The 24,887-nt window shown below is 44.6% G+C and carries 22 protein-coding genes and 1 pseudogene; 17 read left to right on the top strand and 6 right to left on the bottom strand.

The window, feature by feature from the left end:
* Positions 1 to 49 precede the first annotated feature (49 nt).
* The gene (locus tag ACXACN_RS16105) at positions 50 to 1,639 is read right to left on the bottom strand and encodes a high affinity choline transporter 1 (RefSeq protein WP_474966894.1); all 1,590 of its coding nucleotides are present in this window, start codon (positions 1,637 to 1,639) and stop codon (positions 50 to 52) included.
* Positions 1,640 to 1,794: 155 nt separating this feature from the next.
* Positions 1,795 to 2,349, bottom strand: coding sequence for a choline uptake/conversion transcriptional regulator CudC (gene cudC / locus ACXACN_RS16110; RefSeq protein WP_474965774.1), 555 nt, complete (start codon positions 2,347 to 2,349; stop codon positions 1,795 to 1,797).
* 374 nt (positions 2,350 to 2,723) lie between these two features.
* On the opposite strand from cudC, the pseudogene ACXACN_RS16115 reads away from it, so the two are divergent.
* The 3 genes and pseudogenes from ACXACN_RS16115 to cydC all read left to right on the top strand — a co-directional run.
* Positions 2,724 to 2,855 (top strand): annotated as a pseudogene (locus tag ACXACN_RS16115) (hypothetical protein); the annotation flags it as partial.
* 651 nt (positions 2,856 to 3,506) lie between these two features.
* On the top strand, positions 3,507 to 5,234 hold the full coding sequence (gene cydD / locus ACXACN_RS16120; RefSeq protein ID WP_474965776.1) for a thiol reductant ABC exporter subunit CydD: 1,728 nt from the start codon (positions 3,507 to 3,509) through the stop codon (positions 5,232 to 5,234).
* Positions 5,231 to 6,943, top strand: a complete 1,713-nt coding sequence (gene cydC, locus ACXACN_RS16125) for a thiol reductant ABC exporter subunit CydC (protein ID WP_474965777.1) — start codon at positions 5,231 to 5,233, stop codon at positions 6,941 to 6,943. The genes cydD and cydC overlap by 4 nt, the downstream gene beginning before the upstream one ends.
* Before the next feature lie 103 nt (positions 6,944 to 7,046).
* On the opposite strand, the gene ACXACN_RS16130 is transcribed toward cydC, so the two are convergent.
* The gene (locus ACXACN_RS16130; RefSeq protein WP_474965778.1) at positions 7,047 to 7,400 is read right to left on the bottom strand and encodes a hypothetical protein; all 354 of its coding nucleotides are present in this window, start codon (positions 7,398 to 7,400) and stop codon (positions 7,047 to 7,049) included.
* Positions 7,401 to 7,822: 422 nt separating this feature from the next.
* Here ACXACN_RS16130 and ACXACN_RS16135 point away from each other — a divergent pair, with 422 nt between their 5' ends.
* The 7 genes from ACXACN_RS16135 to ACXACN_RS16165 all read left to right on the top strand — a co-directional run bounded on the left by ACXACN_RS16135 (position 7,823) and on the right by ACXACN_RS16165 (position 16,407).
* Positions 7,823 to 9,013: an IS110 family RNA-guided transposase gene (locus tag ACXACN_RS16135; protein WP_474965780.1), complete on the top strand. Its 1,191-nt coding sequence runs from the start codon at positions 7,823 to 7,825 to the stop codon at positions 9,011 to 9,013.
* Positions 9,014 to 9,503: 490 nt separating this feature from the next.
* The gene (locus tag ACXACN_RS16140) at positions 9,504 to 10,463 is read left to right on the top strand and encodes an MBL fold metallo-hydrolase (protein WP_474965781.1); all 960 of its coding nucleotides are present in this window, start codon (positions 9,504 to 9,506) and stop codon (positions 10,461 to 10,463) included.
* A gap of 90 nt (positions 10,464 to 10,553) precedes the next feature.
* Complete coding sequence (locus ACXACN_RS16145; protein WP_474965783.1) at positions 10,554 to 12,263, top strand: DNA-binding protein; 1,710 nt, start codon at positions 10,554 to 10,556, stop codon at positions 12,261 to 12,263.
* 81 nt (positions 12,264 to 12,344) lie between these two features.
* Positions 12,345 to 12,728 carry a carbonic anhydrase gene (locus tag ACXACN_RS16150; RefSeq protein ID WP_474965784.1) on the top strand — a complete coding sequence of 128 codons (384 nt, stop codon included), beginning with the start codon at positions 12,345 to 12,347 and terminating at the stop codon, positions 12,726 to 12,728.
* Between the two features lie 61 nt (positions 12,729 to 12,789).
* Positions 12,790 to 13,008, top strand: a complete 219-nt coding sequence (locus tag ACXACN_RS16155) for a hypothetical protein (protein ID WP_474965785.1) — start codon at positions 12,790 to 12,792, stop codon at positions 13,006 to 13,008.
* A 410-nt stretch (positions 13,009 to 13,418) separates the two neighbouring features.
* Entirely contained in the window at positions 13,419 to 14,609 is a 1,191-nt protein-coding gene (locus ACXACN_RS16160) for an IS110 family RNA-guided transposase (RefSeq protein ID WP_474965326.1), read from the top strand.
* A gap of 673 nt (positions 14,610 to 15,282) precedes the next feature.
* Entirely contained in the window at positions 15,283 to 16,407 is a 1,125-nt protein-coding gene (locus ACXACN_RS16165) for an NAD(P)/FAD-dependent oxidoreductase (protein ID WP_474965786.1), read from the top strand.
* 117 nt (positions 16,408 to 16,524) lie between these two features.
* Here the strand turns inward: ACXACN_RS16165 and ACXACN_RS16170 are convergent, their stop codons facing one another.
* Positions 16,525 to 16,944, bottom strand: coding sequence for a VOC family protein (locus tag ACXACN_RS16170; protein ID WP_474965787.1), 420 nt, complete (start codon positions 16,942 to 16,944; stop codon positions 16,525 to 16,527).
* 148 nt (positions 16,945 to 17,092) lie between these two features.
* Between ACXACN_RS16170 and ACXACN_RS16175 the strand changes: the two genes are divergently transcribed.
* Positions 17,093 to 17,323 carry a hypothetical protein gene (locus ACXACN_RS16175; RefSeq protein WP_474965789.1) on the top strand — a complete coding sequence of 77 codons (231 nt, stop codon included), beginning with the start codon at positions 17,093 to 17,095 and terminating at the stop codon, positions 17,321 to 17,323.
* Positions 17,324 to 17,360: 37 nt separating this feature from the next.
* Here ACXACN_RS16175 and ACXACN_RS16180 read toward each other — a convergent pair whose 3' ends face one another.
* Positions 17,361 to 18,020 carry a type 1 glutamine amidotransferase domain-containing protein gene (locus ACXACN_RS16180; protein WP_474965790.1) on the bottom strand — a complete coding sequence of 220 codons (660 nt, stop codon included), beginning with the start codon at positions 18,018 to 18,020 and terminating at the stop codon, positions 17,361 to 17,363.
* A gap of 204 nt (positions 18,021 to 18,224) precedes the next feature.
* Here ACXACN_RS16180 and ACXACN_RS16185 point away from each other — a divergent pair, with 204 nt between their 5' ends.
* The 3 genes from ACXACN_RS16185 to ACXACN_RS16195 all read left to right on the top strand — a co-directional run bounded on the left by ACXACN_RS16185 (position 18,225) and on the right by ACXACN_RS16195 (position 22,403).
* Positions 18,225 to 18,563: an ArsR/SmtB family transcription factor gene (locus tag ACXACN_RS16185; RefSeq protein ID WP_474965792.1), complete on the top strand. Its 339-nt coding sequence runs from the start codon at positions 18,225 to 18,227 to the stop codon at positions 18,561 to 18,563.
* 14 nt (positions 18,564 to 18,577) lie between these two features.
* On the top strand, positions 18,578 to 20,644 hold the full coding sequence (locus tag ACXACN_RS16190; RefSeq protein ID WP_474965793.1) for a heavy metal translocating P-type ATPase: 2,067 nt from the start codon (positions 18,578 to 18,580) through the stop codon (positions 20,642 to 20,644).
* A 265-nt stretch (positions 20,645 to 20,909) separates the two neighbouring features.
* A complete protein-coding gene (locus ACXACN_RS16195; protein ID WP_474966895.1) occupies positions 20,910 to 22,403 on the top strand; it encodes a UDP-N-acetylmuramoyl-L-alanyl-D-glutamate--2,6-diaminopimelate ligase in 1,494 nt (497 codons plus the stop codon).
* Positions 22,404 to 22,442: 39 nt separating this feature from the next.
* On the opposite strand, the gene ACXACN_RS16200 is transcribed toward ACXACN_RS16195, so the two are convergent.
* Positions 22,443 to 22,982: an HD domain-containing protein gene (locus tag ACXACN_RS16200; RefSeq protein WP_474965795.1), complete on the bottom strand. Its 540-nt coding sequence runs from the start codon at positions 22,980 to 22,982 to the stop codon at positions 22,443 to 22,445.
* A gap of 141 nt (positions 22,983 to 23,123) precedes the next feature.
* On the opposite strand from ACXACN_RS16200, the gene ACXACN_RS16205 reads away from it, so the two are divergent.
* The 3 genes from ACXACN_RS16205 to ACXACN_RS16215 are packed head-to-tail and all read left to right on the top strand — an operon-like array spanning position 23,124 to position 24,841.
* Entirely contained in the window at positions 23,124 to 24,056 is a 933-nt protein-coding gene (locus tag ACXACN_RS16205) for a bifunctional riboflavin kinase/FAD synthetase (protein ID WP_474965796.1), read from the top strand.
* Between the two features lie 33 nt (positions 24,057 to 24,089).
* Positions 24,090 to 24,338: a YuzB family protein gene (locus ACXACN_RS16210; protein WP_474965798.1), complete on the top strand. Its 249-nt coding sequence runs from the start codon at positions 24,090 to 24,092 to the stop codon at positions 24,336 to 24,338.
* Positions 24,339 to 24,352: 14 nt separating this feature from the next.
* A complete protein-coding gene (locus ACXACN_RS16215) occupies positions 24,353 to 24,841 on the top strand; it encodes a DUF1189 family protein (RefSeq protein WP_474965799.1) in 489 nt (162 codons plus the stop codon).
* Positions 24,842 to 24,887: the final 46 nt, after the last annotated feature.

The following is a 24,887-nucleotide window of genomic DNA, read 5'->3' on the forward strand; positions in this document are numbered from 1 at the left end:
CTCATAAAAAAGCGCTCCAATGGCTGATTTGGAGCGCTTTTCGTATCAATTAAGAAGCCTTATTCTCTTGTTTTCTCTCCTCTGGCATGAGAAGTGGCATAGGTTTACATTTTTTCTTCGTCCATTCAGAGACAACGAAAATCATGATAAATGCTGCTATACAAGCAAGGGTACGGAACGGGAACAGGACGATTCCGTCAGGGTTGATCATAGGATATGGCAGGAATGCCGGCAGCCCTAATGCTGGTTCACCGCCACCTAAACGAAGGAATAAAGCGACAGACAATCCGGCGATGGATCCATAAAGGTTCGCGTTTTTGTAAAAGAGTGCCATGGTAAGCTGCGGGAAAAGGATCGTGTACACGAGGTCAGATGCTAAATACCACAGCGTATAAACACTTTTCACATTTAATGCAATAATCATAGCTCCGACACCTACGATGATGATTGTGCGCTTGATGACTTTTTTCAATTGATCAGAGTCTGCGTTCGGTTTAAGCAAAGGGCGATACACATTCCATGAAGCCATCGAAGATGCAGAAAGAATGGACGAGTCCATGGAGGACATGACCGCTGCTGCGAGAGCTCCGAGTCCAATAGCGGATACGAGTTCAGGTGTTAAATACCTTAGGATGTGCGGCAGAATGACAGCTGGGTTTTCAGGAGTTGGAAGTCCAATGCTTGCCCAGTCCATATTCACGCCGACAATTCCGATCAGAACGGCAGGGATGGCTGCAAGGATACAGATGATTCCTGCTGTGATGGATAGCCACATCGCGGTTTTTTCATTTTTTGCTGAAAGGACACGCTGGAAATAGACTTGCCAAGCAATACCACCAAAGATGAGAAGGAGGGCATAGTCGATCCAGTTCCAGAACCAGTTCCCCCATGCGGGATCCTGCCATCCATTCAAGGGTGGAAATAGATTGGCGTAAGAACCGAATTCGGCTGAATAGTCTCCCCAGGCATTTTCAAGGCCGCCAACGTGACCCAACGTAAATGGAACAACTAAAAGGAGACCGATTAATAGAATGGCCATTTGGAAGACGTCTGTATAGGCGACAGCCCACATGCCTCCGGCCACGGTATAGGCGATGGCGATGATTCCTGAAAGGATGATGGATGTGGTGAAATCTATGTTCAGGATGGTCCCAAATGTTGTACCAAGAGCGGTTAAAATTGCGGCACTCCAGAACATTTCCCCAAGTAAAGCAGGAATGTAAAGGACACCCGCCATTTTTTTACCGAAACGTTGTTCTAGTGGATCAATGATGGTGAGGAATTCATAGCGGCGCATTTTACGGGCATAGAAAATACCCCCAATGATTAGACTTAAAGCGTAACCCCATGGAGCTTGAGCCCATACGAGACCGTCGCTGTAAGTAAATTCAGCCGTACCGTTGACATAACCTCCGCCGACCCATGTGGCAGCCATTGTGAACATAGCGACTCCGAGGGGTAAGCTGCGGTTTGCGACCATCATGTCTGCTAGAGTTCCGGATTTATTTGTGGCGAAGACGGCACCGATGTAATAAACGAGGGCATAAAAAACAATCATGGCGATAAAACCGCCCCATTGAATGTTTTCATTTGTGAAGGCCATGTAGAGGACGAAAACACCTAAGAGCGTTCCGATCATAATTGCGGCTTTGTTTTTAGCGAAAAAAGATGGTTGTTGATTTGATTGCAATGACGTCACTCCTTTAACTTATTTTTATCTGAATATTCTGCAAATTATAAAGTCCATACGTCTCCCTTAAATAACAGATGACCGTTATTCAGAGAGGCGGTATTTTATTTTTCTTGGTCGACAGGAAGAAATTCGAAAATTTCTCCGCTCTCAATAGAATCAACGAGCTTCTGTAACCAATGGTAATAAGGTTTGGATGCTTCGAGTTGCTGATAGACTTGCTCCGCTTCTTCTTTTACCCCTTCGTCGGTTTCAGAATGTTCCAGGAGATCCTTCAATTCCTTTTGGGCAAGTTTGATCGCGTCCAAATTGGTTTTAGCTTCCCTCAACCACTTTTTCGTAAAAAAGTTGGAGAAGAAATTGAAGAAGTCTTTTTCAGCTACAAAAGTCTGACGGCGTGTTCCCTTTCGAAACGTTTGCTTGACAATATTGTAATTTTGGAGCTTCTTCACTCCTGTACTCATGCTAGGCTTACTCATTCCGAGTTTTTCACGCATTTCATCCAACGTCATATCATCTTCAAAGTACATGGTCCCATATAAAGTCCCTGCACTCCGGGTCACTCCATACAAATCCATCGTTTCCGCAATGGAATCGATCACAAGTCCTTTCGCGTGCTCAATGGTCTGTCTGGAGCTTTCTTCATGATGGTTTGTCATTAAAAACCTCCTCACAGGCGTAAAAGCAATTAACTTTATTAAATTTTTTCTTTACAGACTTAATCTTAACGAATAAATATCGCTTGTCAAAATCCATGATTTAATAAAATCGCCTTAAGCCCCATCATCTCATAGGTTATAGCCGATTTAAAAAATTTTTCGCTTTGACAAGCTTGCTGAGGGTTGTTAACGTAAAGAGTATTCAAAAAGTTAAATTTTTTATTAACAAAGTTAACGGTATCTCAGAAGGAAAGAATAACGAATGCCCCTAAGGGTGGTCCCACCTATAATGGAGACGGACGTAATTCCATTCATATCGACCTTCTATAGTTGTTGGGACCGGATATTGATTGAAATAATCAAGTGTTGAGGAGGCCATTTTGTTTGCTAACCCTACTTTATATGGTCTGGCTGGTTCTCACTGGTCAAGCGACCGCAAAAAAGCAGAATTTGTAGATGGGCGTACCTGTGTAGGCGTTGTATCGCATAACGGCTGCTATCTATAGGGTGCACCATTTTTGAATGGTTATTTAGTTAGAGAATCCCAAGGATAAGAGTGGGGCTGAAGGAAAGGTTCTGGTCATCCCCAATCGCTGATAAGGGAATCCCCAGATCCCTGTGTCGACTTCTGGTAAAACTGCGAGTAATGGCCAGATCGGCCGAGTTGTTTCTATTCATTGATCCAACATATTAAAGACGCCGAATAAGCTTGCTTCTGACTTGTGGCATACGACGGTTAAAGATACGGCCGCAACATATAGATACAGGTGGTATCAATCACACAAGCCTACAGGGATATGAACCCTGTAGGTTTTTTTATTTTGTCCATATTCCAAGAAACTTTTACTAGATAAAACCACTCTCTTTCCTTAGGAGAATGGCAGGCTGAAGATCGCTAGAATAGTGGAAGAGGTACATCGAGGGCTTCTTTTTACATAGCAAAAGGTGTCCATAAATAAATAGAGGGAAAAGATGTAGAAAAGGTATCGTCCCCGGTGACTTTAGGGTTACGTATGACAGCTGTTTATTAAGGAGACGATGATATAGAATTGTCATAGAATCATCAGGTTTTATTTTTAGCAATGTTTTGCTTTATCAATTATAATGTAGATAATGTGAATTGTTTCACAAAATGGCTTATAAGGAGTTTTATATAAATGAAGTACCTCAGCAGACTTGCTTTCTCAGATCGAAAAGTGTTCATGCTGTTGGTCCTCACGTCCGTGTTGATTGGTGCCACGATCATTGGTCAATCCTACTTTTTTGTTGCCATTGTCGACCGGATCTTCCTTGGTGAGGAACGTTTTCAGACTATCCTTCCACTTCTGGCAGGATTGCTACTTGTGCTTGCTGGACGTACGTTGTTCACATGGCTGAATGGCCGCGCAGGTATTAAGCTTGCTTCCAAAGCGAAACGTCATTTCCGTCAGTCCATCATTGAGAAATACTCCCGCAATCCTGTCCAAGCGTCTTTACAAGGGCAATCGGGGAGGAAGGTTAGTCTACTGATGGATTCGGTGGACGAGATTGACGGGTACTTCAGCAGCTACATTCCACAGATGATCCAGACGATGATTATTCCATTGATGATCCTTGTTGTTGTTTTTACCCAGCACCTTTATTCAGGGCTGATCATGATCATCACAGCCCCGTTCATCCCGTTATTTATGGCGATTATCGGTGTCATGACAAAGAAAAAATCAGAAGAGCAGATGGAGAAGTTGAACACGTTCTCCGGCAAGTTTCTAGACACGCTTCAAGGCTTGACGACGTTGAAACTTTTTGGACGTTCCAAGCAGCAAAAGGAAGAGATTGAATCAAGCAGCCTCGGTTTTCGTGATGCGACGATGGAAGTGTTGAAAGTCGCCTTTGTCTCTTCATTGATGCTTGAGTTCATTTCCATGCTCAGCATTGGGTTAATTGCATTAGAGATTGCCATCCGGCTCGTTGTTTACGAGAGTGTCTCCTTCTTCTCTGCATTTTTCATACTCATTCTTGCTCCTGAGTTTTATTTGACGCTAAAAGACTTCGGTAGTGCTTTCCATACAGGAAGGGGCGCATCAGGGGCTTCCAACCAACTGGCAGAAGAACTTGAGAAAGACGAGGAAAACATCGAATGGGGGAGTAGTGTGTTAAAGGGAGAATCTTCTCCTGATATCAAGCTTGAACAAGTGAATTTTCACTACGAAGAAGGGTTCGCATTGAAAGATTTGACGGCATCCATCGCGCCTTACACTCAGGTGGCAATCGTCGGTAAAAGCGGAGCGGGTAAATCGACACTCCTGCACCTCTTATCAGGCCTTGCTAAACCGTCAAACGGATCTATTAAAATCAATGATCAGGTTCTTTTTGACTATGAGGAGAAGGAATGGTTTTCACAAGTGAGCTACATTTCTCAACATCCGTATTTATTTTCGGGAACGATTGCTGAAAACATTGCGATTGGAGGAAGCGGGAATCATTCAGAGGAAGAAATCCAGGAAGCCGCGGAAAAAGCGGGAATTGCTCCGTTGATTGCCACTCTGGAAAAAGGCTACGACACCCCAGTCGGTGAAGCGGGACGCGGGCTTTCTGGAGGAGAGAAGCAACGCCTCGCTCTTGCTCGTACATTCTTGAAAAAGCCGTCCGTCATCCTGTTTGATGAACCGACGACAGGTCTGGATCTGAAAACGGAACGTGTGCTTCAAGCCTCCATGGAGGAGCTTGCAAAAACAGCGACTATCATCACTGTTGCCCACCGTTTGCATACGATCAAAAAGGCTGATCAAATTCTGTTGCTTGATCGTGGTCATCTGATAGGGAAAGGGACACATGACGAATTATTGGAAACCGTACAGGAATACAGGGATATGGTGACCGTCCATCAAGGAGGGGATTCCGCATGAAAGAACTGAAGGAAGTCATCCGTTTAGTCGTAATGGAAAAAAGGGATATCGTGCTTTCCATCGTTTTCGGTTTTCTCGCTGGTATGTCAGCGGTGGGATTGTTTGGTGCGAGTGGATATTTAATCTCTCGAGCGGCACTCATTCCTCCTTTGTATGCCTTGACGGTGCTCATCGCCTTTTTGAAGTTGTTCGGATTTGCAAGAGCGCTTGGGCGATACGCTGAAAGGTATTTTTCCCATAGGGCGACCTTTACCATTTTAAGCAATTTGCGAGTAGCTTTTTATAAAAAATTAGAGCCGCATGCCCCGAGGATTTTTCAGAGATTCCGAAGTGGTGATTTGCTTTCACGCATTGTCGGTGATGTCGAGAGCTTGCAAAATTTCTTTTTACGTGTCTATTATCCACCGGTTGTTCTTGTCATCATCTTCTTGGGGACGATTGTTTTCACATCCATCTTCTCGATTTCTGTGGCCATCGTCCTTCTCTTGGGCCTTGTCGTTACGGGGGTGCTGATTCCAGCTTGGTACACGGTTAAACAGCGGAAAATAGCAACCCATGTAAGACAGGCACGTGGAGATTTATCGACCGAAGCAGCAGAATGGCTTTATGGCTTTCGTGATCTAAAAATTTACCAGCAGCTTGAAGAGAAAAAGGGGATGCTTTTGCAAACTTCCGAAGATTATATTGCAGAGGATGAGCGGGACAGTCGTCAGATGCTTGCGAGTCATTCGTGGAACACGTTTGCAACACTCCTGGTCTCATGGATCGTCACAGCTCTCGGTGCTTTCCTAGTTGCTGAAGGCGATTTGAACGGGCTGTTCCTGGCGATGCTCGTCATGATCTCCTTGACGGTTTTTGAAAATGCAGCGCCTATGGCTGTACTGCCAAGTCACCTTGACGACAGCAAACAGGCAGCGGAGCGACTTTTTTCCATTGTAGAGGAAGACGGAACGGCTGTGTCAGAAACGTACAACCTTGAGAAAGATCAGGCCCCTCAATTTCAAGTATCCCATGTCAGTTACCGTTTTCCAGACGAAGAACGGGAGGCACTTACAAATGTGAACCTGTCCATCCCAGCAGGCAGTAAAACTGCCGTTATTGGTGCAAGTGGCTCCGGGAAATCAACCCTGCTTCAACTATTCATGAAGTTTCAAACCCCATCGACGGGTGAGCTAATGATCAATGGCAAGGACATGACGCAACTTTCAGAAGAGAGCATATGGGAAAACAGCAACGTCGTTCTTCAGGAGAACCATTATTTCTACGGGACGATCCGTGAGAATCTCATGCTTGCAGGAGAAGAGCTGACCGATGAAGAGATAAAGCTTGTGCTCGAGGAGGTCGGTTTGGATTTTGATCTGGATCAACCCGTTTTCGAAAAAGGGGAAAACCTTTCAGGTGGAGAGCGTCAGCGCTTGTCCATAGCCAGGGCTTTTCTGAAAGGGAAGCGTCTTTGGCTGCTCGATGAACCGACATCCTCTGTCGATGCTTTGACCGAACGAATGATATTCGATCACCTGTATGAACGGGCCTCTCAAGATACCGTCGTCCTCATCAGTCACCGTTTGAGCGGCCTTGAAAAGATGGATCAAATCATCGTTATGGCTGAAGGGGAAGTCGCTGAAGCAGGTTCGTATGATGAGCTCATGCAAAAACAAGGACACTTCTACGAAATGAAACAAATCGAAAAAAACATCTTCAGCACATAAAAAATGCCGTACCAAACATTCCATAATATGGATGACCTGGTACGGTAATTTTTTCCATGTAATTGAGATAAGTGAACATCGGGGGCTTTTAGAATCGGAAGGCTTAGTAGTAGTAAGGGTACGGATATGGGTAGTAGTAGGGGTAAGGTCGTGCAAAGTAAGGGAATAGAGCCAGAGTAGCAAGGCCGGCTATTGGAAATACTCCGCGACGGAAGCGGCGTGCGCGACGACGCCCATATCCATATTGGCGTTCCTCCATCTCATTGCCATCCTCATCCACCATCACGTCTTCACTGATCAAGATGGTTACCTTATCATTGTTCACGTCGATGATGATTCCATCAAAGCTGTTTCCATCCGTGGTTTGAACCATGACATGGTAATCTTTCATTTTATTGCACTGCTCATAGGTCGGCTTCGTATGACCTTTTTGGTGCATATCTCGTTCTTCTGTCATTTTAACCAACTCCTCAAAATCCATGATATTCACCCAACCCAAAAGTGTGACAATCCATTTTCTTCTGACTTGTAAAAGGATATGGAAGGATCATGACGTCTTTCAATAAGATTTACGGGGTTCTCTCTTATTAAGAGTTAGGGGTGGTTGGGAAGCTACTCGCTCGTATATTATAGTTACCAGATTGCTTCTGGTGGACCTCACTATCTTCATACAAGGTATAATGAGGGGAATCAGATGGAGGTGTCGACACCTCGCTTGAAGCCACGTCTTCGTAGGAAAGTATGACACCTCCCTCTTTACAGGATGATCCGAATAAGCTGGATGACACATCGTTGTCGTATATCTAACGAGCCTGGATACTTGTAAAGATACGGAGGAACTCTCTCATCTGGTAATTATTACAGGGCAGGTGGATTTGCTTGAATTATCTCGGTATTGATATTGGAAAACAGAATCATGAGGCTGGGTTAATTGATGAACATGGTCAAGCCATAGGTAAAACCGTGCGTTTCTCCAATTCTAGATCAGGGAGTGACAAACTTCTAAAGTTCTTAAATCAACATGAGATCACACCAGACAATTGCGCATGTGGACTTGAGGCTACAGGGCATTATTGGTTATCCGTGTTTTCATTCTTACATAAGCTTGGATTCAAAGTGACCTCGTTCAATCCTCTACAATCCGATGCCTTACGCAATTTTTATATTCGAAAGACGAAAACAGATGTACAGGATGCATACCTCATCGCTCAGGTTATCCGAATTGATAACCCGGCAGCTACTCCATTTATTGAAGATGACCTTCTTCAGTTAAAGCACTTGGAGCGACTTCGATACTCCTTAGTAGATCAAAGTTCAGATATCAAACGAAAGATTATTTCTCTACTGGATCAGGTATTTCCGGAGTATGAACGGTTGTTTTCTGATATTTTCGGTGTATCCTCTACCGAAGTTCTCCTTCATTATCCATTACCTGAAGACCTTCTATCCATTGATACAAAAAGGCTCGCTGAGCTCCTAAATCAAGCCAGTAAAGGAAGATATGGCGAGAGAAGAGCTCATGAAAAGGCGGATCAATTGAAAGAAAAAGCACAAGAAAGTTTCGGAATATCCATAGGTGGTGAAGCTTTTCGGATGCAGATTCACCTTCTTCTTGAACAACTATCCCTGTTAGACAGACAAATCAGCGAGATAGAAACATCGCTCACAGAGCTTTCGAATCGTCAGGACCACTACTTAACCACAATTATAGGGATTAGTGATGTTCTGGCGGCAGCTATATTAGGGGAGATTGGTTCCGTTGACCGTTTTGAACGTCCTGAACAACTCGTTGCCTACGCAGGCCTAGATGTTTCAGTACACCAATCAGGCAACTTCCAAGGAAACAGGATGAAGATATCAAAGAGAGGGTCTCCATATCTCCGTCGTGCCATATGGCAAGCTGCATTTGTCGCTAGCTTTCAAGATCCCGCTTTATCTCAGCATTATAAGAAACTAAGAAATCGTGGGAAAGCTCACGGAACAGCTGTGGGAGCTGTAGCCCGTAAGCTGACTCACATTATCTTTGCGATATTAAGGGATAAGAAGCCTTACGAACCTCGCCTAAATTAATGCCATATCAGTAAAGGGCTAGAAGCTTTTAAATTCCTCTTCCACGAGGTTTATTTGGCATGGACAGAATGCTTCATAAAGAATAATGAAATTTTACTTTCCAAACTTGACTTTTTATAGCTGGTCTTTCCTGTGGGGATGACGGCAAGCCTCCTCGGACTTTGTCCTGTGGGGTCTCGCCAGCCAATCCATTCCCGTGGGAGTCTCGCAGCTTCCCAACCACCCCATGAGATGAGAAGAACGAACCCCTTACCCTAAAGGTGCGTCTTCTAATGGTAAAGGGGCAGAGGGAAAGGGGGAGCCTCTTATTTTATTTGTGGAGGCCCGCCCCATGGAAAGCGAACCTTTTCCCGAAGCCCCTAAATGCTTACAACAGTCTCGAAACGGAGCCTTCCAAAATAAAATCAACAAGAAGGAATATCCCCTATAAAAGAAAGCGTTATCATTATGGATTGAATTCTAGTACACTAGAGATAATTCATAAGGTGAGGTGAACGAATTGAAAAAAAGAGCGCCCATGGATTTAGGAAACGATGTGTTTTTGATTGATGGCTATGATATGGGGTTTGAAGGACGTACAGGTACATACGTTTTATTAGGGGATGACATTACCCTCGTAGAAACGGGTCCAAGCCCATCTGTTGCTCGAGTGTTGGCTGGTTTGGAAGAATTGGAGATTTCTAAAGAAAAAGTAGCGTATGTTGTTTTGACTCACATCCACTTGGACCATGCCGGAGGAGCGGGACTGCTTTTGCAAGAATGCCCGAACGCACAAGTTATTGTCCATGAAAAGGGGAAGCGGCATCTCGCAGATCCTTCGCGTTTAATTAAAGGAGCGAAAGCCGTTTATGGGGAAGCGTTTGAGGAATTGTTCGACCCAATTCTGGCGATCCCGGAAGATAGACTGGAAACAAAGGGAGATGGAGACATTCTGAAGCTTTCACAGAACCGTACACTCACATTTTATGATACTCCCGGACACGCGAAGCATCACCTTGGGATTCATGATTCCATGAGCAACGGGATTTTCACGGGGGATACAGCAGGGATCCGCTATCATCACACAGAAGATCATGGGCTTACGTTCTATTTGCCAACGACATCACCGAATCAGTTCGACCCGGAAGCGATGCTTGATTCCATTCGCCGATTTCAGGAAATCAACCCTTCCTGCCTCTATTTTGGGCATTTTGGGAAGACGGAATATCCTGATCAAACGTTTGACCAAGTCAGTGGCTGGATTCCCGTTTTTGTAAGTGAAGCGAAGGATTCTTTAGAACAAGGTCAAGGGTTGGAGGGCGTTCAAGAGCGGCTTCACAACCGTGTATCGTCTTATTTAAGTGAAAAAGGGATACCGCAGGACCATGAGGTCTATGATATTCTGAAACTGGATATAGACGTTTGTTCGATGGGGCTTGTCGACTATCTGAATAAGAAAAGCAGAACGTAAGGTTCTGCTTTTTCTCATGATTGAATATATAATTGAAACGTAACGCTATATTCCAACGTAATGAATATGGAGAAAGAAGGGGGAAGTAGAATGATTGGAATCTTATTAACAACGGTATTATCTTTTCTATTATTTTTGACGTTGTCGATCATCGTCTATGTGAAAAATCGAATGAGAAGAAAGAAGATCATGAGAACGGCACTGGGTGTTCTAGTGTTCGGCCTTATCGTAATGTTCTTCATCGTTTACGCATTCATGCCGACCATTACGGTGCCGAATATGTTGATCCTCAATGTAATTGTGGCTGTTCTTTTTGTTCCGTTAGTGTACGGTGGAGCAAGAGTACCCGTGAAATATCAGACGATGCATCAATCACTTTCCGGGATCGTTGTATTAGTCGTAGCAGTTGCAGTCATTGGTGTTTTCATTTACAGCATTTTAGCTCTGGAGGACAGCTATGAAAGCATTTCGAAATCAGAAGAAGAAGAAGCGCGTCCTTTGAATGAGGAAAATACACCTATTTCTGTCGCACCTGAATCAGCTAGAAACAAAGTACAAAAAGCGATGAGTGTCGTTCCGAATACACAATTCTATGATCTAGGAAAACTACAAGCCCAACAAATTGATGGCGAAATTACTTATGTAGCTCCCGTAGAGTTTTCAAGTTTCTGGCGTTATTTACGAGGAAATGAGACAGAAGGGTACTTTACAATTGCCGCTACGAATATCAATGCACAGCCTGAATTCGTCCAGAGCAAAATGAGGTACACGAACTCTAGTTTCTTCAATCACAATGTGCAGCGTGTCGTTTATGGAAAACATCCGGATTATATTCAGAGTGGTGATGCACAGATCGAAGTGGATGACGAAGGCAAACCTTGGTACGTCCAAACGATTTATAAGCCGCTCCTGTTTTCCAACCGTCCGGACATGAGTGATATCAAAGTGGCTATTGTTGATCCGGTCTCAGGTGACATCGAAACCTATGATTCTTCTGAAGCTCCTGATTTCGTCGAAGGGTCGGTCAGCTCTGAACTTGCAGCTATTGAAAACGAGTATTTCGGTAAATATGTGAATGGATGGCTAAATTCAATCTTTGGGAAAAAAGATGTAAAAATACCGAATGAGTCAGGAACCGAAAGCAGTGTCACTCCTATTTTCAACGAAGCGGGTGAAATGTTCTACTTTACTGATATGGCTTCACCAAAAGAAAATATTGATTCTGCCCTTGGATATACGTTGATCAATGCGCGGACCGGTGCCCTTACCTATTACAATGGTCAGCAAAATCAAGGGATCATGGATAGTAAAGGCGCTGTGCAGATCGTGAACAAACAGTATCCTGAGAAGAACTGGACAGGGACGATGCCGGTTCTCTACAACGTGGACGGTCACCCGACATGGATTGTCAACGTACTTGATCCCAATGGCTTGTTCAAGCAGTACGCGTACATCAAGGCAGCGGATTCAGACTTTGCTGTTTTTGGAGATACAGCCAAGCAGACGTTGAACGCATACCGTCTGCAAATTGCCCAGGACCCTAGTAGTATAGAGGGAAGTCAAGGGGTCGACTTGACGGAGAAGTCAGGAACCATCAACCGCGTGCTTGTCACTTCTACCGACTCCAGGCAGTCTGTCCAATTTTTATTAAAAGGGGAAACGACCATCTATACGGTCAGCACAAGCAAAGCCCCTCTCGCTATTTTCCTAAGAGAAGGAGATCAAGTGAATATCGAGGCACGTATCCGAGAAAATGGCACAGCAACAGTAGAAGGGATGCAAATTCAAGGCATTAATTGATCAAAAGCAGCAGGACACCCACTCCTGCTGTTTTTTTGTTATGATAAGATAAATATAAATTTTAATTTGGAGGGATTTTTTATGGCAGAAAAAACGTTTGCTACAGCAATTAATTGTATGGACGGACGCGTACAGCTCCCCGTCATCCATTGGATGCAGGAACGATACGGCACCGAATACATCGACATGATTACAGAAGCAGGCCCGACCAAGTTTTTATTGGAAGGATCTGAAGATCAACTGGCCGCTGTCAAAACAAAGATTGATATCTCTGTAGATAAGCACGGATCAGGTGTTGTGGCGATTGTCGGCCACTACAACTGTGCCGGAAACCCTGTCGGTCGCGAAGAGAAAGCGGGTCAAATCAAGGAATCAGTAGACCTCGTGAAGTCCTGGGGCTTCAACGTCGAAGTCATTGGTCTCTATGTCAACGATCAGTGGGAAGTTGAAGTCATCACTGCATAAGAGGATTTTTCTTCCTTATGGCGAATAGTTCTTACTAGAACATTCGTGAAGGAGTGGCGGTATGGAACAAGCAAGCTGGTTCGATTTCGTTGAAAAAGAGCGGGATCCGGTTTATGAAGAACTGCAGAATTTAACGGAGGAGAACCCAATCCTACACATTGCTTCCTATACCATTACCTTGAATCCATTTGCTTTGATCGAAATTGAAAAAGAGGGCATTCATGATTGCGTGAGCGACATTGAAGCCTGTTACAACTATTTGTGCAATCAAAGTAAATAAACTCAACCCCCAAACCCTGGAGTCCTTACTCCGGGGTTTACCTTTGCCCTTCTTCTTAAACGAAAGCTCCCTTTTCTTGAAGATTCAGTTTCGAGATGTTCCGGGGTTCGATGCCTGGTTGAGCGTCAGGGGTGTCTGGGAAGCAACTCGCTCGTATATTATAGTTACCAGATTGTTTCTGGTGGACCTCACTATCTTCATACAAGGTATAATGAGGGCAATCAGATGGAGGTGTCGACACCTCGCTTGAAGCCACGTCTTCGTAGGAAAGTATGACACCTCCCTCTTTACAGGATGATCCGAATAAGCTGGATGACACATTGTTGTCGTATATCTAACGAGCCTGGATACTTGTAAAGATACGGAGGAACTCTCTCATCTGGTAATTATTACAGGGCAGGTGGATTTGCTTGAATTATCTCGGTATTGATATTGGAAAACAGAATCATGAGGCTGGGTTAATTGATGAACATGGTCAAGCCATAGGTAAAACCGTGCGTTTCTCCAATTCCAGATCAGGGAGTGACAAACTTCTAAAGTTCTTAAATCAACATGAGATCACACCAGACAATTGCGCATGCGGACTTGAGGCTACAGGGCATTATTGGTTATCCGTGTTTTCATTCTTACATAAGCTTGGATTTAAAGTGACCTCGTTCAATCCTCTACAATCCGATGCCTTACGCAATTTTTATATTCGAAAGACGAAAACAGATGTACAGGATGCATACCTCATCGCTCAGGTTATCCGAATTGATAACCCCGCAGCTACTCCATTTATTGAAGATGACCTTCTTCAGTTAAAGCACTTGGAGCGACTTCGATACTCCTTAGTAGATCAAAGTTCAGATATCAAACGAAAGATTATTTCTCTACTGGATCAGGTATTTCCGGAGTATGAACGGTTGTTTTCTGATATTTTCGGTGTATCCTCTACCGAAGTTCTCCTTCATTATCCATTACCTGAAGACCTTCTATCCATTGATACAAAAAGGCTCGCTGAGCTCCTAAATCAAGCCAGTAAAGGAAGATATGGCGAGAGAAGAGCTCATGAAAAGGCGGATCAATTGAAAGAAAAAGCACAAGAAAGTTTCGGAATATCCATAGGTGGTGAAGCTTTTCGGATGCAGATTCACCTTCTTCTTGAACAACTATCCCTGTTAGACAGACAAATCAGCGAGATAGAAACATCGCTCACAGAGCTTTCGAATCGTCAGGACCACTACTTAACCACAATTATAGGGATTAGTGATGTTCTGGCGGCAGCTATATTAGGGGAGATTGGTTCCGTTGACCGTTTTGAACGTCCTGAACAACTCGTTGCCTACGCAGGCCTAGATGTTTCAGTACACCAATCAGGCAACTTCCAAGGCAACAAAATGAAGATATCAAAGAGAGGGTCTCCATATCTCCGTCGTGCCATATGGCAAGCTGCATTTGTCGCTAGCTTTCAAGATCCCGCTTTATCTCAGCACTATAAGAAACTAAGAAATCGTGGGAAAGCTCACGGAACAGCTGTGGGAGCTGTAGCCCGTAAGCTGACTCACATTATTTTTGCGATATTAAGGGATAAGAAGCCTTACGAACCTCGCCCAAATTAATGCCATATCAGTAAAGGGCTAGAAGCTTTTAAATTCCTCTTCCACGAGGTTTATTTGGCATGGACAGAATGCTTCATAAAGAATAATGAAGTTTCACTTTCCAAACTTGACTTTTTATAGCTGGTCTTTCCTGTGGGGGAGTGGCGAGCTTCCTCGGGCTAACGCCCTGCGGGATCTCGCCGATCTCCTTTCTCCCACGGGAGTCTCGCAGCTTCCCAACCACCCCATTCGATCATGTGAGAATCGAACCCCTATACCTAGAGGGAGTGTCTGCAATTTCCCATACTAAGGTAGGCAAAAAGCACTCTGTATCAAGCTTATAAATTCTGAATGTCTGCTGTGGAGAGGTTATATAATCCACTTTCCTCAGTCATTCAAGCTGATTGTTCAAGAAGTGATTTCGATGATCTTCCATGGCAAAGGGGCCGAGGGAAATGGTGAGACTCCTGCGGGAAGAGAGTGCTTGGTGAGACCCCACAGGACGCAGTCCGAGGAGGCTCAACGCACTCCCGCGGAAAGCGAGCTGTTCCCCGCAGCCCCATCCACTCAACAAAAGTCTCGAAATTGAGCCTTCCACCATCTTGCCATATAGTTGAAGAGGGATTTGAGTAGAGGTTTCTTTTTTTATACAATGGTCATGGAAATGAAAATACGAATGAAAAGGTGTTTACCTATGAAGAAATATATCGTTGTGGGCGGGGGAGTGCTGGGAGCCTCTACCGCTTACCACTTAGCAAAAGAAGGTGCTGATGTCACGATCATCGACAGGAAAGATGAGGGTCAGGCGACAGAAGCGGCAGCTGGAATTGTCTGTCCGTGGCTCGCCCAACGGCGCAACAAGCGGTGGTACCGTCTCGTCAAAGGTGGTGCCCGGTACTATCCTGAATTGATCCGTCAGCTTGAAGTGGAAGGGGAAACCCGGACAGGCTATCGACGGGTAGGAGCGATCAGTCTACAAAGAGATGAAGCTAAATTAGAAAAAACGATTGAGCGTGCTTTGAAACGGAGAGAAGATGGCGCTCCTGAAATTGGTGAAATTACAAGGATTTCTTCGGAAGAAGCAAAAAAAATGTTCCCACCACTCGCGGATGGGTACGATGCGATTCACGTTAGTGGTGCGGCCCGTGTCAATGGACGTGAGTTGAGAGACGCTCTTCTTCGTGTCGCGGAGAAGCATGGGGTACAACGGGTGCATGGAGATGCTAGCCTTATTCATGAAGGAAAGAAGGTTACCGCAGTGGAAGTAGACGGAATCCGTCATGAAGCAGATGAAGTCATTGTGACGGCTGGTGCATGGGCCAAACCGATTCTTCAGCCACTCGGCATTGATTTTCTTGTGCACCCACAAAAAGCACAAATCGTTCATCTGGACCTGCCGGATACGGAAACCGAAAACTGGCCTGTCATTATGCCGCCGAACAATCAGTACATGCTTTCCTTCGGGGGCGGCCGTGTTGTTATTGGTGCTACACATGAAACAGATGCAGGTTTCGATGGTCGTTCTACCGTAGGTGGTCTGCATTATGTGTTTGATAAAGCGCTTGAAGTGGCACCGGGGCTTCATGACAGCACTTTTGCTGAAACACGTGTCGGCTTTCGGCCGTTCACGCCTGGGTCCCTGCCTGTTTTTGGTGGGATTCCTGAGTGGTCCAACTTATATGTCGCTAACGGTTTAGGCGCTTCAGGGCTTACGTCTGGACCTTACCTTGGAGCAGAGCTTGCCCGTCTCGTCCTTGGAAAAGAAACGGAGCTTGATCCTGCTGATTATGATGTGGCGGAAGCTCTTGGATCAAAGTAAATAGCTAAAAAAATCCTTGCCGTACAACGAGACGGCAAGGATTTTTCGTTTTCTTTTTCGATAATGCCGATGAATTAGAAAGAGCTGTCCTTTGGGATGACTTCCTACTCCTGTGTCTTACTTCTGGTCAGGGTAATCGCAGTATTCAATGATCGTTCCTTCTGTATCAGCTGGATTTAAGTAAATGAGGCGACGCCCGTGTTTGTTTGTCCGTAACGACCATTCCAAGGTCCGGATGCCTCGTGCCTCTAATTCTTTCAGTGCTTGATCCAAATCTCCGACATCATACGCGATGTGGTGAACCCCTTTTCCTTTTTGCTTAATGAAGCGAGCGATGGGGGAAGTTGTGTTATTCGTCGGCATCAATAATTCAGTACGATCGCCTTTGATATCGATGATAGCAATTTCACTTTCTACTCCTTTTGCTTCACTACGGTAGCGGTCTATTAATGTTCCGCCAAGGATGTTGGTATAAAAGGTAATGCTGTCTTCAATATTGCGGACAGCAACTCCGATGTGATCCAGTTTCTTTTCCACGTTCATTCTCCTCTGCTGCAAACTCGACCCCATTTTAACATAATCATTTCTATTAAATGTCCGTCACGCATCTGTTTAGGAATAATATACCAAAGAGTACAAGCTAATTTGAATCTATCACATAAAGTAGAGCAGGAGGTGATTTTATATGCCTGCCTGGATCAGCAATAGCTTCAAGATCCTGTCATCCTTTGTGTTGCATGCGACTGTAACCTTATTATTATTTGGAACAGCGACTTATACTATTATTACTGGATTGACGTGGATCAAAGGGTGGATCGTCATCGGCCTGTTGATTCTCTGGCTCGTTTCATTTGTATGTGTATCCCAAAAGCTGTACGCATATTTGTTTGGCCGTTGGAAAGACGACGATGAATGATGAAAAAAGGGTCCTGCAATACAGGACCCTTTACATATTAGTTTAGTTGTTTGACGACTTCTTTGGCGACAGCTTCGGTGGATTGTGGATTTTGACCGGTAATCAGGTGGCCGTCCACTTCAAAATGCTCGGACCAGTTTGGCCCACTCACGAATGTTGCTCCCAGCTCATTCAGCTTGCTTTCAAGCAGGAATGGCATGTGTTGATCGAGCGTCGTTTCCACTTCTTCTGCGTCAGTGAATGCGTTGACGCGTTTTCCTTTGACCAACGGTTCACCGTTAGACAACGTCGCCCCGACAAGGCCTGCAGGACCGTGGCAGACGGCGGCAACAGTTTTATCAGCTTCATAGAAGTTACGCAGCAGTTTTTGCAGTTTTTCATTTTCCGGAAAATCGAACATGGTTCCGTGACCGCCCGGTAGGAAAATGGCATCGTAGTTTTCAGCTTCTACGTCTGCAATGGGTGTTGTATTTTCCAAGTGTGGTTTTGTATCAAGAATCTCTTGTGGTTCATCTTCGCTGACACTACCTGGGTCGACAGGGGCGCGGCCACCTTCCGGGCTTGCTACCGTCACTTCATAGCCGTGCTTTTGAAACTCGTTGTATGCTTCGCCGAATTCAGATAACCAAATTCCTGTCGGTTGCTCGTCTGTAATTTTGTCGTGATTCGTTACGACCATCAGTACTTTTTTAGACATGATTGTACTCCTCCTTTGATAGTAATCGTTATTTTAGTATGTGAAATCAAATAGTGACAAACATTCTGCTTTGTCGCACATAGATTGAATTTCCCGTTTTGACATGGATCAAACATAGGCGTGCGCACATTGACAAAATGGAATGTGGTGCATACGATAATTGTATATATGAATATATGCGCATATAAGGAAGGTGTCGATATCATGAGTGAAGATAAAAATAAACCAGAAGATCAGAAGAAAAGTCGCGTCAATCAATTGGATGAAGAGACATTGTTTGTTGTTTCCCAAACATTCAAGGCGTTGTCGGACCCTACTCGTATCAGAATCTTACATTTACTATGTGAACAAGAAATGTCCGTCAATCAAATTGCCGATACATTAGAACTTCGCCAATCGACCGTTTCTCACCAGCTGCGGTTTTTGAAGAATCTACGCTTGGTGAAGTATCGAAGGGCGGGTACGACTTTATTTTATTCCCACGATGATGAGCACGTCATCGACCTATTGCAACAAACCATCAATCACGCTCTTCACCATTAAAGGGGATAAAGAGAATGAAGGAATACAAACTGCAAGGTTTATCATGCGCGAATTGCGCAGCAGAGATGGAAGAGGAGATCCGGAAGCTCAATCACGGGGAAGATTCTGAGCTTCAGTTTTCATCCAGTAAGTTGAGAGTTCAAGACGGCGTTGATATGGAGAAAGTACGCCGGATTCTGAAGTCTGACGGTGCTTCTCTTGTGGATGAAGAAGCTTCTCACAATCATAGTCACGGCGCGAATATGAAGCAGCTCATCATTATATCTTCACTCATTTTCGGAGCAACCTTTTTACTGGAAGGAAGCGTTGCTCCTTTCGTCATGATTATCCTGTATTTGGCCGCCATCACCATTAGTGGATATCAGACATTCTGGAAGGGCGTGAAAAATTTAACTCGGTTGAAATTCAACATTGATACGCTGATGACTATTGCTCTCGTTGGCGCTGTAGCTATCGGCGAATGGAAAGAAGCAACGCTTGTAGCCATTCTTTTCGGGTTAAATGAATACTTGGAAGGCCTTGGGATGGAAAAGGCACGGCGTTCAATGGGGCAATTATTGAAGGTCGCCCCCAAACAAGCCACACGACTTCTCGATGATGGGATGGAAGAAATTGTTGGCATTGAAGAGTTACAAGAGGGGGATTTAGTCTACGTCAAAGCAGGTGAGAAAATCCCATCCGACGGAGTGGTTGTCGCTGGATACAGTTCTGTGAATGAAGCAGCGATTACAGGGGAATCCTTTCCTGTAGACAAAAAGCCAGGTGAAAATCTTTTCGGAGGAAGTATCAATAATGAAGGGTTACTGAAAGTTGAAATCACGAAAGCTTACAACGACTCTTCTCTCGCTAAAATTCTTCAGTTAGTTGAAGAAGCGCAGGAGAGGAAGACACCGACAGAACTCTTCATCAACCGATTTGCTAAATATTATACACCGTTGATCATGGTGATCTCGGGGTTTGTTATGATCACTCCTCCCTTGTTTTTCTCTGCTTCTTGGGGAGAATCATTGTATCAGGGCTTGGCGGTTCTCATCGTCGGCTGCCCTTGTGCATTGATCTTGTCATCCCCCATTGCCATTCTGTCAGGCATTACAAAAAATGCACGGAATGGCATCCTCGTTAAAGGCGGAGCTTTCCTTGAACAGCTCGGGAAAATTGAGAGCATTGCTTTTGATAAGACTGGGACACTGACAAAGGGAGAACCGAAAGTTCATGCGGTGAATGTTTATGAAGATAAACGCTTTTTCACTGTGGCTCATACTGTTGAGAGGCATTCCTCTCATCCAATTGCTACAGCGATCTTACAGGATGAACGTGTGCAACAAGCGAGTGTTTTGGAACCTTCCTCTGTGGATACGATTCCTGGAAAAGGCGTCCGGTCGGTCATTGAAGGTAAGACCTACTATGTGGGGAGCGAACAAACCCTGAGCCATTTAACGCTCTCAGAGGCTGTTAAAGCAGACATCACACGTTTTAAAGAAGATGGATTTACTCTTGTCATCGTTTCTGATGAAGTAGGAGTACTTGGGATGTTCGGAGTAGCGGATGAAGTACGGAAGGAAAGCCGTACGCTAATCAAACGCCTTCATTCTTTAGGTGTCAAACACACCATCATGCTGACCGGAGACCATGAAAAGACAGCTGGAAAAGTAGCTGAAGAGATCGGTGTTACCGATATCCATACACAGTTGTTGCCGGACCAAAAAGTAGAAAAAGTGGAAGAATTAAAAAGAGGATCTAAACTTGCCATGATTGGAGATGGAATTAACGATGCTCCAGCTCTGGCGATGGCTGACTTAGGGATCGCAATGGGGAAAGGAACGGACAGTGCGATTGAAACGGCTGATATCGTTCTTATGCAGGACCACCTTGGCAAACTGCCAAACGCATTCAGAATCGCTAAACGGGTGAATGCGGTCGTCAAATGGAACATTGGGATTGCTCTTGGTTTGAAGGTATTGGCCCTTCTCCTCACCATTCCAGGATGGCTCACGCTTTGGTTCGCTATTCTAGCCGATATGGGCGCAACTATTCTTGTTACCCTTATCAGCCTGACCATCCTCCTCATGAAAGACGAGTGACCGATATAGAAATAAAACCCACACCAGGTCATCCAAATACTGGATGACCTGGTGTGGGTTTTTATGGAAGAAGCATAGGCTAAGTGGCCCTTTTTTGTTTTGTGTATGGCTTTTGTGTTTGTGAGGAGGTGTCTAAAGGGAAAAGTACCTCATGATCGTACGGTAAAAAGTGGCTTTGTTTCCGTCAAAACCACTTGCCATGCATACATACTTTTACTATGAAAAGACGACGATAAACCATATATAAAGAGTGAGGATAATGGCTATGAAGATACAATTTGATGAAATGAAAAAACTTCATATGAAGCATAGATACGGTCCCCCGCAGCAGGAGGTTCGAACGCTTGCTTTTCATTCGAAAAGGGTCGAACCTCAAGCCGCATTTTTTTGTTTGAAAGGGGAAAACTTTGACGGCCATGAGTATATGGAAGAAGCCATCGGCCTTGGAGCGACGACGATTATCGGAAGTGATCAAGAGGCAATGGAAGACCTCTCAAAAACGTATGATCGTACAACCTTCCTACTCGTAGATCATGTACGTTCGGCGATGGCTGTTTTTTCAAAGGACTTTTTCGGATTGGCTGATGAAGAGCTCAAAACCATCGGAGTAACCGGAACGAACGGCAAGACGACGGTCACGGCTTATATCAGGTCGTTAATGACTTTGCTTGGTCTTCCTACTGGTTCAATCGGTACGACAGGGATCTGGTCTTCAAAGCGTAAGTTACAATATAAAAAAAGCACCCCGACAACGCCGGAATCTTTGGATTTGCACCGGATCTTCCGCGATCTCAGAAACTTGGATGATGAAGGGGCGGTTATGGAAGTTTCCTCGATTGCTCTCGATCAGTGTCGCGTAGAGGGAATTCAGTATGACGTTGCTGTCCATACGAACTTCTCTGAAGAACACTTGGAATACCACCGGACCATCGATCATTACAGAGAGTGTAAAATGCGTCTGTTCAAACAGGCGAACCACCGGGTTGTCAATATTGATGATGAAGGAATGGCTGCTGAACTGTTAGCGCTTGGGAAGGATGGTCTTTTGACTTACAGTATCGAAGGTCATCCAGAGGCTGATTTATCAGCAGAAAACATTGAAGTCATGGAAAACGGGTCACTGTTTGACTTTATTTATAAAGGCGAGACGAAAAAAGTCTTCGTACCCGTCTATGGCACGTACAATGTTGCGAATGTATTGGCTGCGATCGCTACAGCTTTCCATCTGAACTATTCTTTAGGGGAAGTGTTGGACGTGCTTTCAAACCTTGAAGGCCCGGAAGGAAGGTTCCAGGTTATAGACACGCCGTTAAATCAAAAGGTGATTTTGGATTATGCGCATACTCCTGTAGCGTTGAACCGATTGTTGGAAGAGGTTAAGAAGCTGGATCACAGACGTTTAATCGTCATGATTGCAGGTATTGGTATCCGGGATTTCAATAAGATGCCGAAAATGGCGAAAGCGATTGAGGGGAAAGCGGATGAAGTCATTGTCACGGTCGATCATCCTGGCTATCATGACCCGCAAACCATCGTAGATCAAGTGATGACAGGCTTTGTCGATCCTATCGCTCCAAACATCCATCCGACATTGACGAGGGAAGAAGGCGTTCGTAAATCCATGCAGTTAGGAGAGGGAGGAGACATTATTCTTTTGACGAGTGGTTGTATTAACAATTCGCAAATCGTCAAAGGAGAAGAGATTCCTCACTCGGATGAAAAAATCATAGAAACCTTTTTCCCTTCGGTCGCTCAATAAAAAAACATCCAGCCTCTGCTCTCGAGGCTGGATGTTTTTTTAATCAAACGTTTGTTCAACTAATTGTTTGTACTCATCAAAGTACGCGGGCACCTCTTCAGGATTCAGTCCGTTTGTCATCACCTCAACGAGGGATTGGTTGTACCATTTCTGAGCATGGGCCCCTGCGTTAAAGCTTTTCCACACCTCGTCCCCGTAGGTATCGATGTCTTTAGACAATGAGCGTAAGTTGTCCAGCTTGTCGGCGATAATCAACGCTTTCACATCAAACGATCCTTTCCTGACGGTGTCGATGGTGTGTTGTTTTCGTTCTTTCCAAGACTTGCTTTTATCTTCCGTGTGAGCGGCTACAAGACGGCTGACATCTTCACCAAAAGCGTGCTCAATATCGATGGATGTGTAGGGGGTATCTTCGACCACATCGTGAAGGTAGCCAGCACAGATCAGTTCTTTCCGGAATCCTGATTGTCGTAAGAGCTCAGCAACCCGGGTGGGGTGGATGATATAGTCTTCTGAAGAGTTCTTCCGCTTTTGTCCTTGATGGGCTTTGGCTGCGAACGCTTTCGCTTTTTCAATCATCGACTACCCGCTCCTTTTTTTGTTCATCATAACAAATAAAGGGGCAGAATGATTGCAAAAAGTGATAAAGGTTGATTAAATAAGAATGGATGTTATATAATTAATAGGTTTAATCAACAGGTTGAAGGGGATGCTTTGCAAATGGAAATGATTGAAGTACAAGGACAACCGCCTCACAACTCAGAGCCCGTCGTATTAATCATCGGCAAAATGGATGGTGTGCATTTAGGGCATCAGTCTCTCCTGCAAGAGGCAGAAAGACTCGCAACAGAGGAAGATAAAATCGCTGTGTACGGTTTTTCTGATCACCCGAAATGGGTGCTGAGAGGCGATGAGTCATTTAAATATTCACTATCGAAGATTGAAGATCGCCAAACCCGATTGGAACAGTTCGGTGTCGATCGATATTATCACGTCCATTTCACAAAAGAATATGCAAAGACATCTCCTGAAGAATTTGTGCTTCAGCACTTGAACCGTCTGAATGTTCGTCATGTCATTGTGGGTGAAGACTTCCGGTTTGGCAAAGGGAGAGGGTCGGATGCTGAAGGACTGGCAGAACTTTGTCAGCAAATCGGAGCCGATGTTTCCATCGTTCCGGGTGTCCAGCTTCATGACAGAAAAGTGAGCAGTACAGATATCCGCAACCATGTGACAAAAGGGCGCATGGAAGCTGCTCAGGCGATGCTCGGACGACCTTTTGAAATCACAGGGATCGTAGAAAAAGGAGAACAGCTTGGACGGAAATTAGGCTTTCCGACATTGAACGTCGGAGGTATTCAAGAATATGTCAAGGTGAAACCAGGCGTCTACCTTGGCCTTGTGAAAAAAGTTCAGGAAGCACCAGAATACTATTACACGTTGATCAGTGCTGGCTATCGTCCAACGGTCAACGGAGATTCTTACAAAGTGGAAGCTTATCTGCTCGATTTTTCCGGTGACTTGTACGACCAGAAAGTAACCGTCCAATTCCTGCGTCACATGCGCGATGAAGAGAATTTCGACGGGATGGATGCCTTGATACAACAAATGCACCAGGATGAAAAGGATGCACGCACGATTTTAGGTATATAAATAGAATGAACACCTTAGAAAGGAGGAAGCACCATGGGAATTGTCGTTGTTGAAGTTTGTGATGGAAACTTAATCAATGAAATGGATATCGAAAGTATTATCGAATCCGAATACCCGGAAGTGGCGGTACTCATTAGTGAATGCTTATCCTTCTGCGGCATGTGTGCCCTCCGCCCATACGCACTTGTCAATAACCAACGGGTTTTTGGAAAATCACCCGAAGAAGCATTGCAGAAAATCCGTACGAAAATCGAAGAAGAATTAGCTATATACGCTGAATAAGGCAGGAGAAGACCATGGGGTTTTTTGATTCACTTTTCAACAGCTTGCGTTTGCCGAAAAAAGAAGCGATGTTCCATTTGAACCGGAAAGGCATCACCCATACGATCGGTTACTTGTTCGTTTTGTTGCTGCTGCTCTTTTTACCGGACATGATCACATCAATCTTGTATTTAGAAACGAACCTGACAGAGGTGTCACGGGGGATGTATATGGCGCAGTTCCTCGTATTCTACCCTTTGTTAATCGTTTTTCTTATCCTTGTGGGAGTATCGATTCTTGCTGGTGGAAGCCTGCTTATGAGAAAAGCTCTTTCCCGTAAGCTAACGTACCAGCAGTTGTGGAAGTTGACCGCCTATGCATGTACGCTGCCTTTAATTTTAAGCGTACTTTTAAAATATATGACCGTACCGAACGCCATCAGTGCTCTTATCTTTATGGCGATTTTCGTCTCCTACATGTACCGGATGATTACGGTTTATCCAAAAGTACCAGCGAAACCTTAAGTTTGTGCTGGTACTTTTTCTATTTGCTTTTTTATGTGTTAGAATA

The sequence above is a fragment of the Halobacillus sp. AWM4_238 genome (assembly GCF_056158265.1).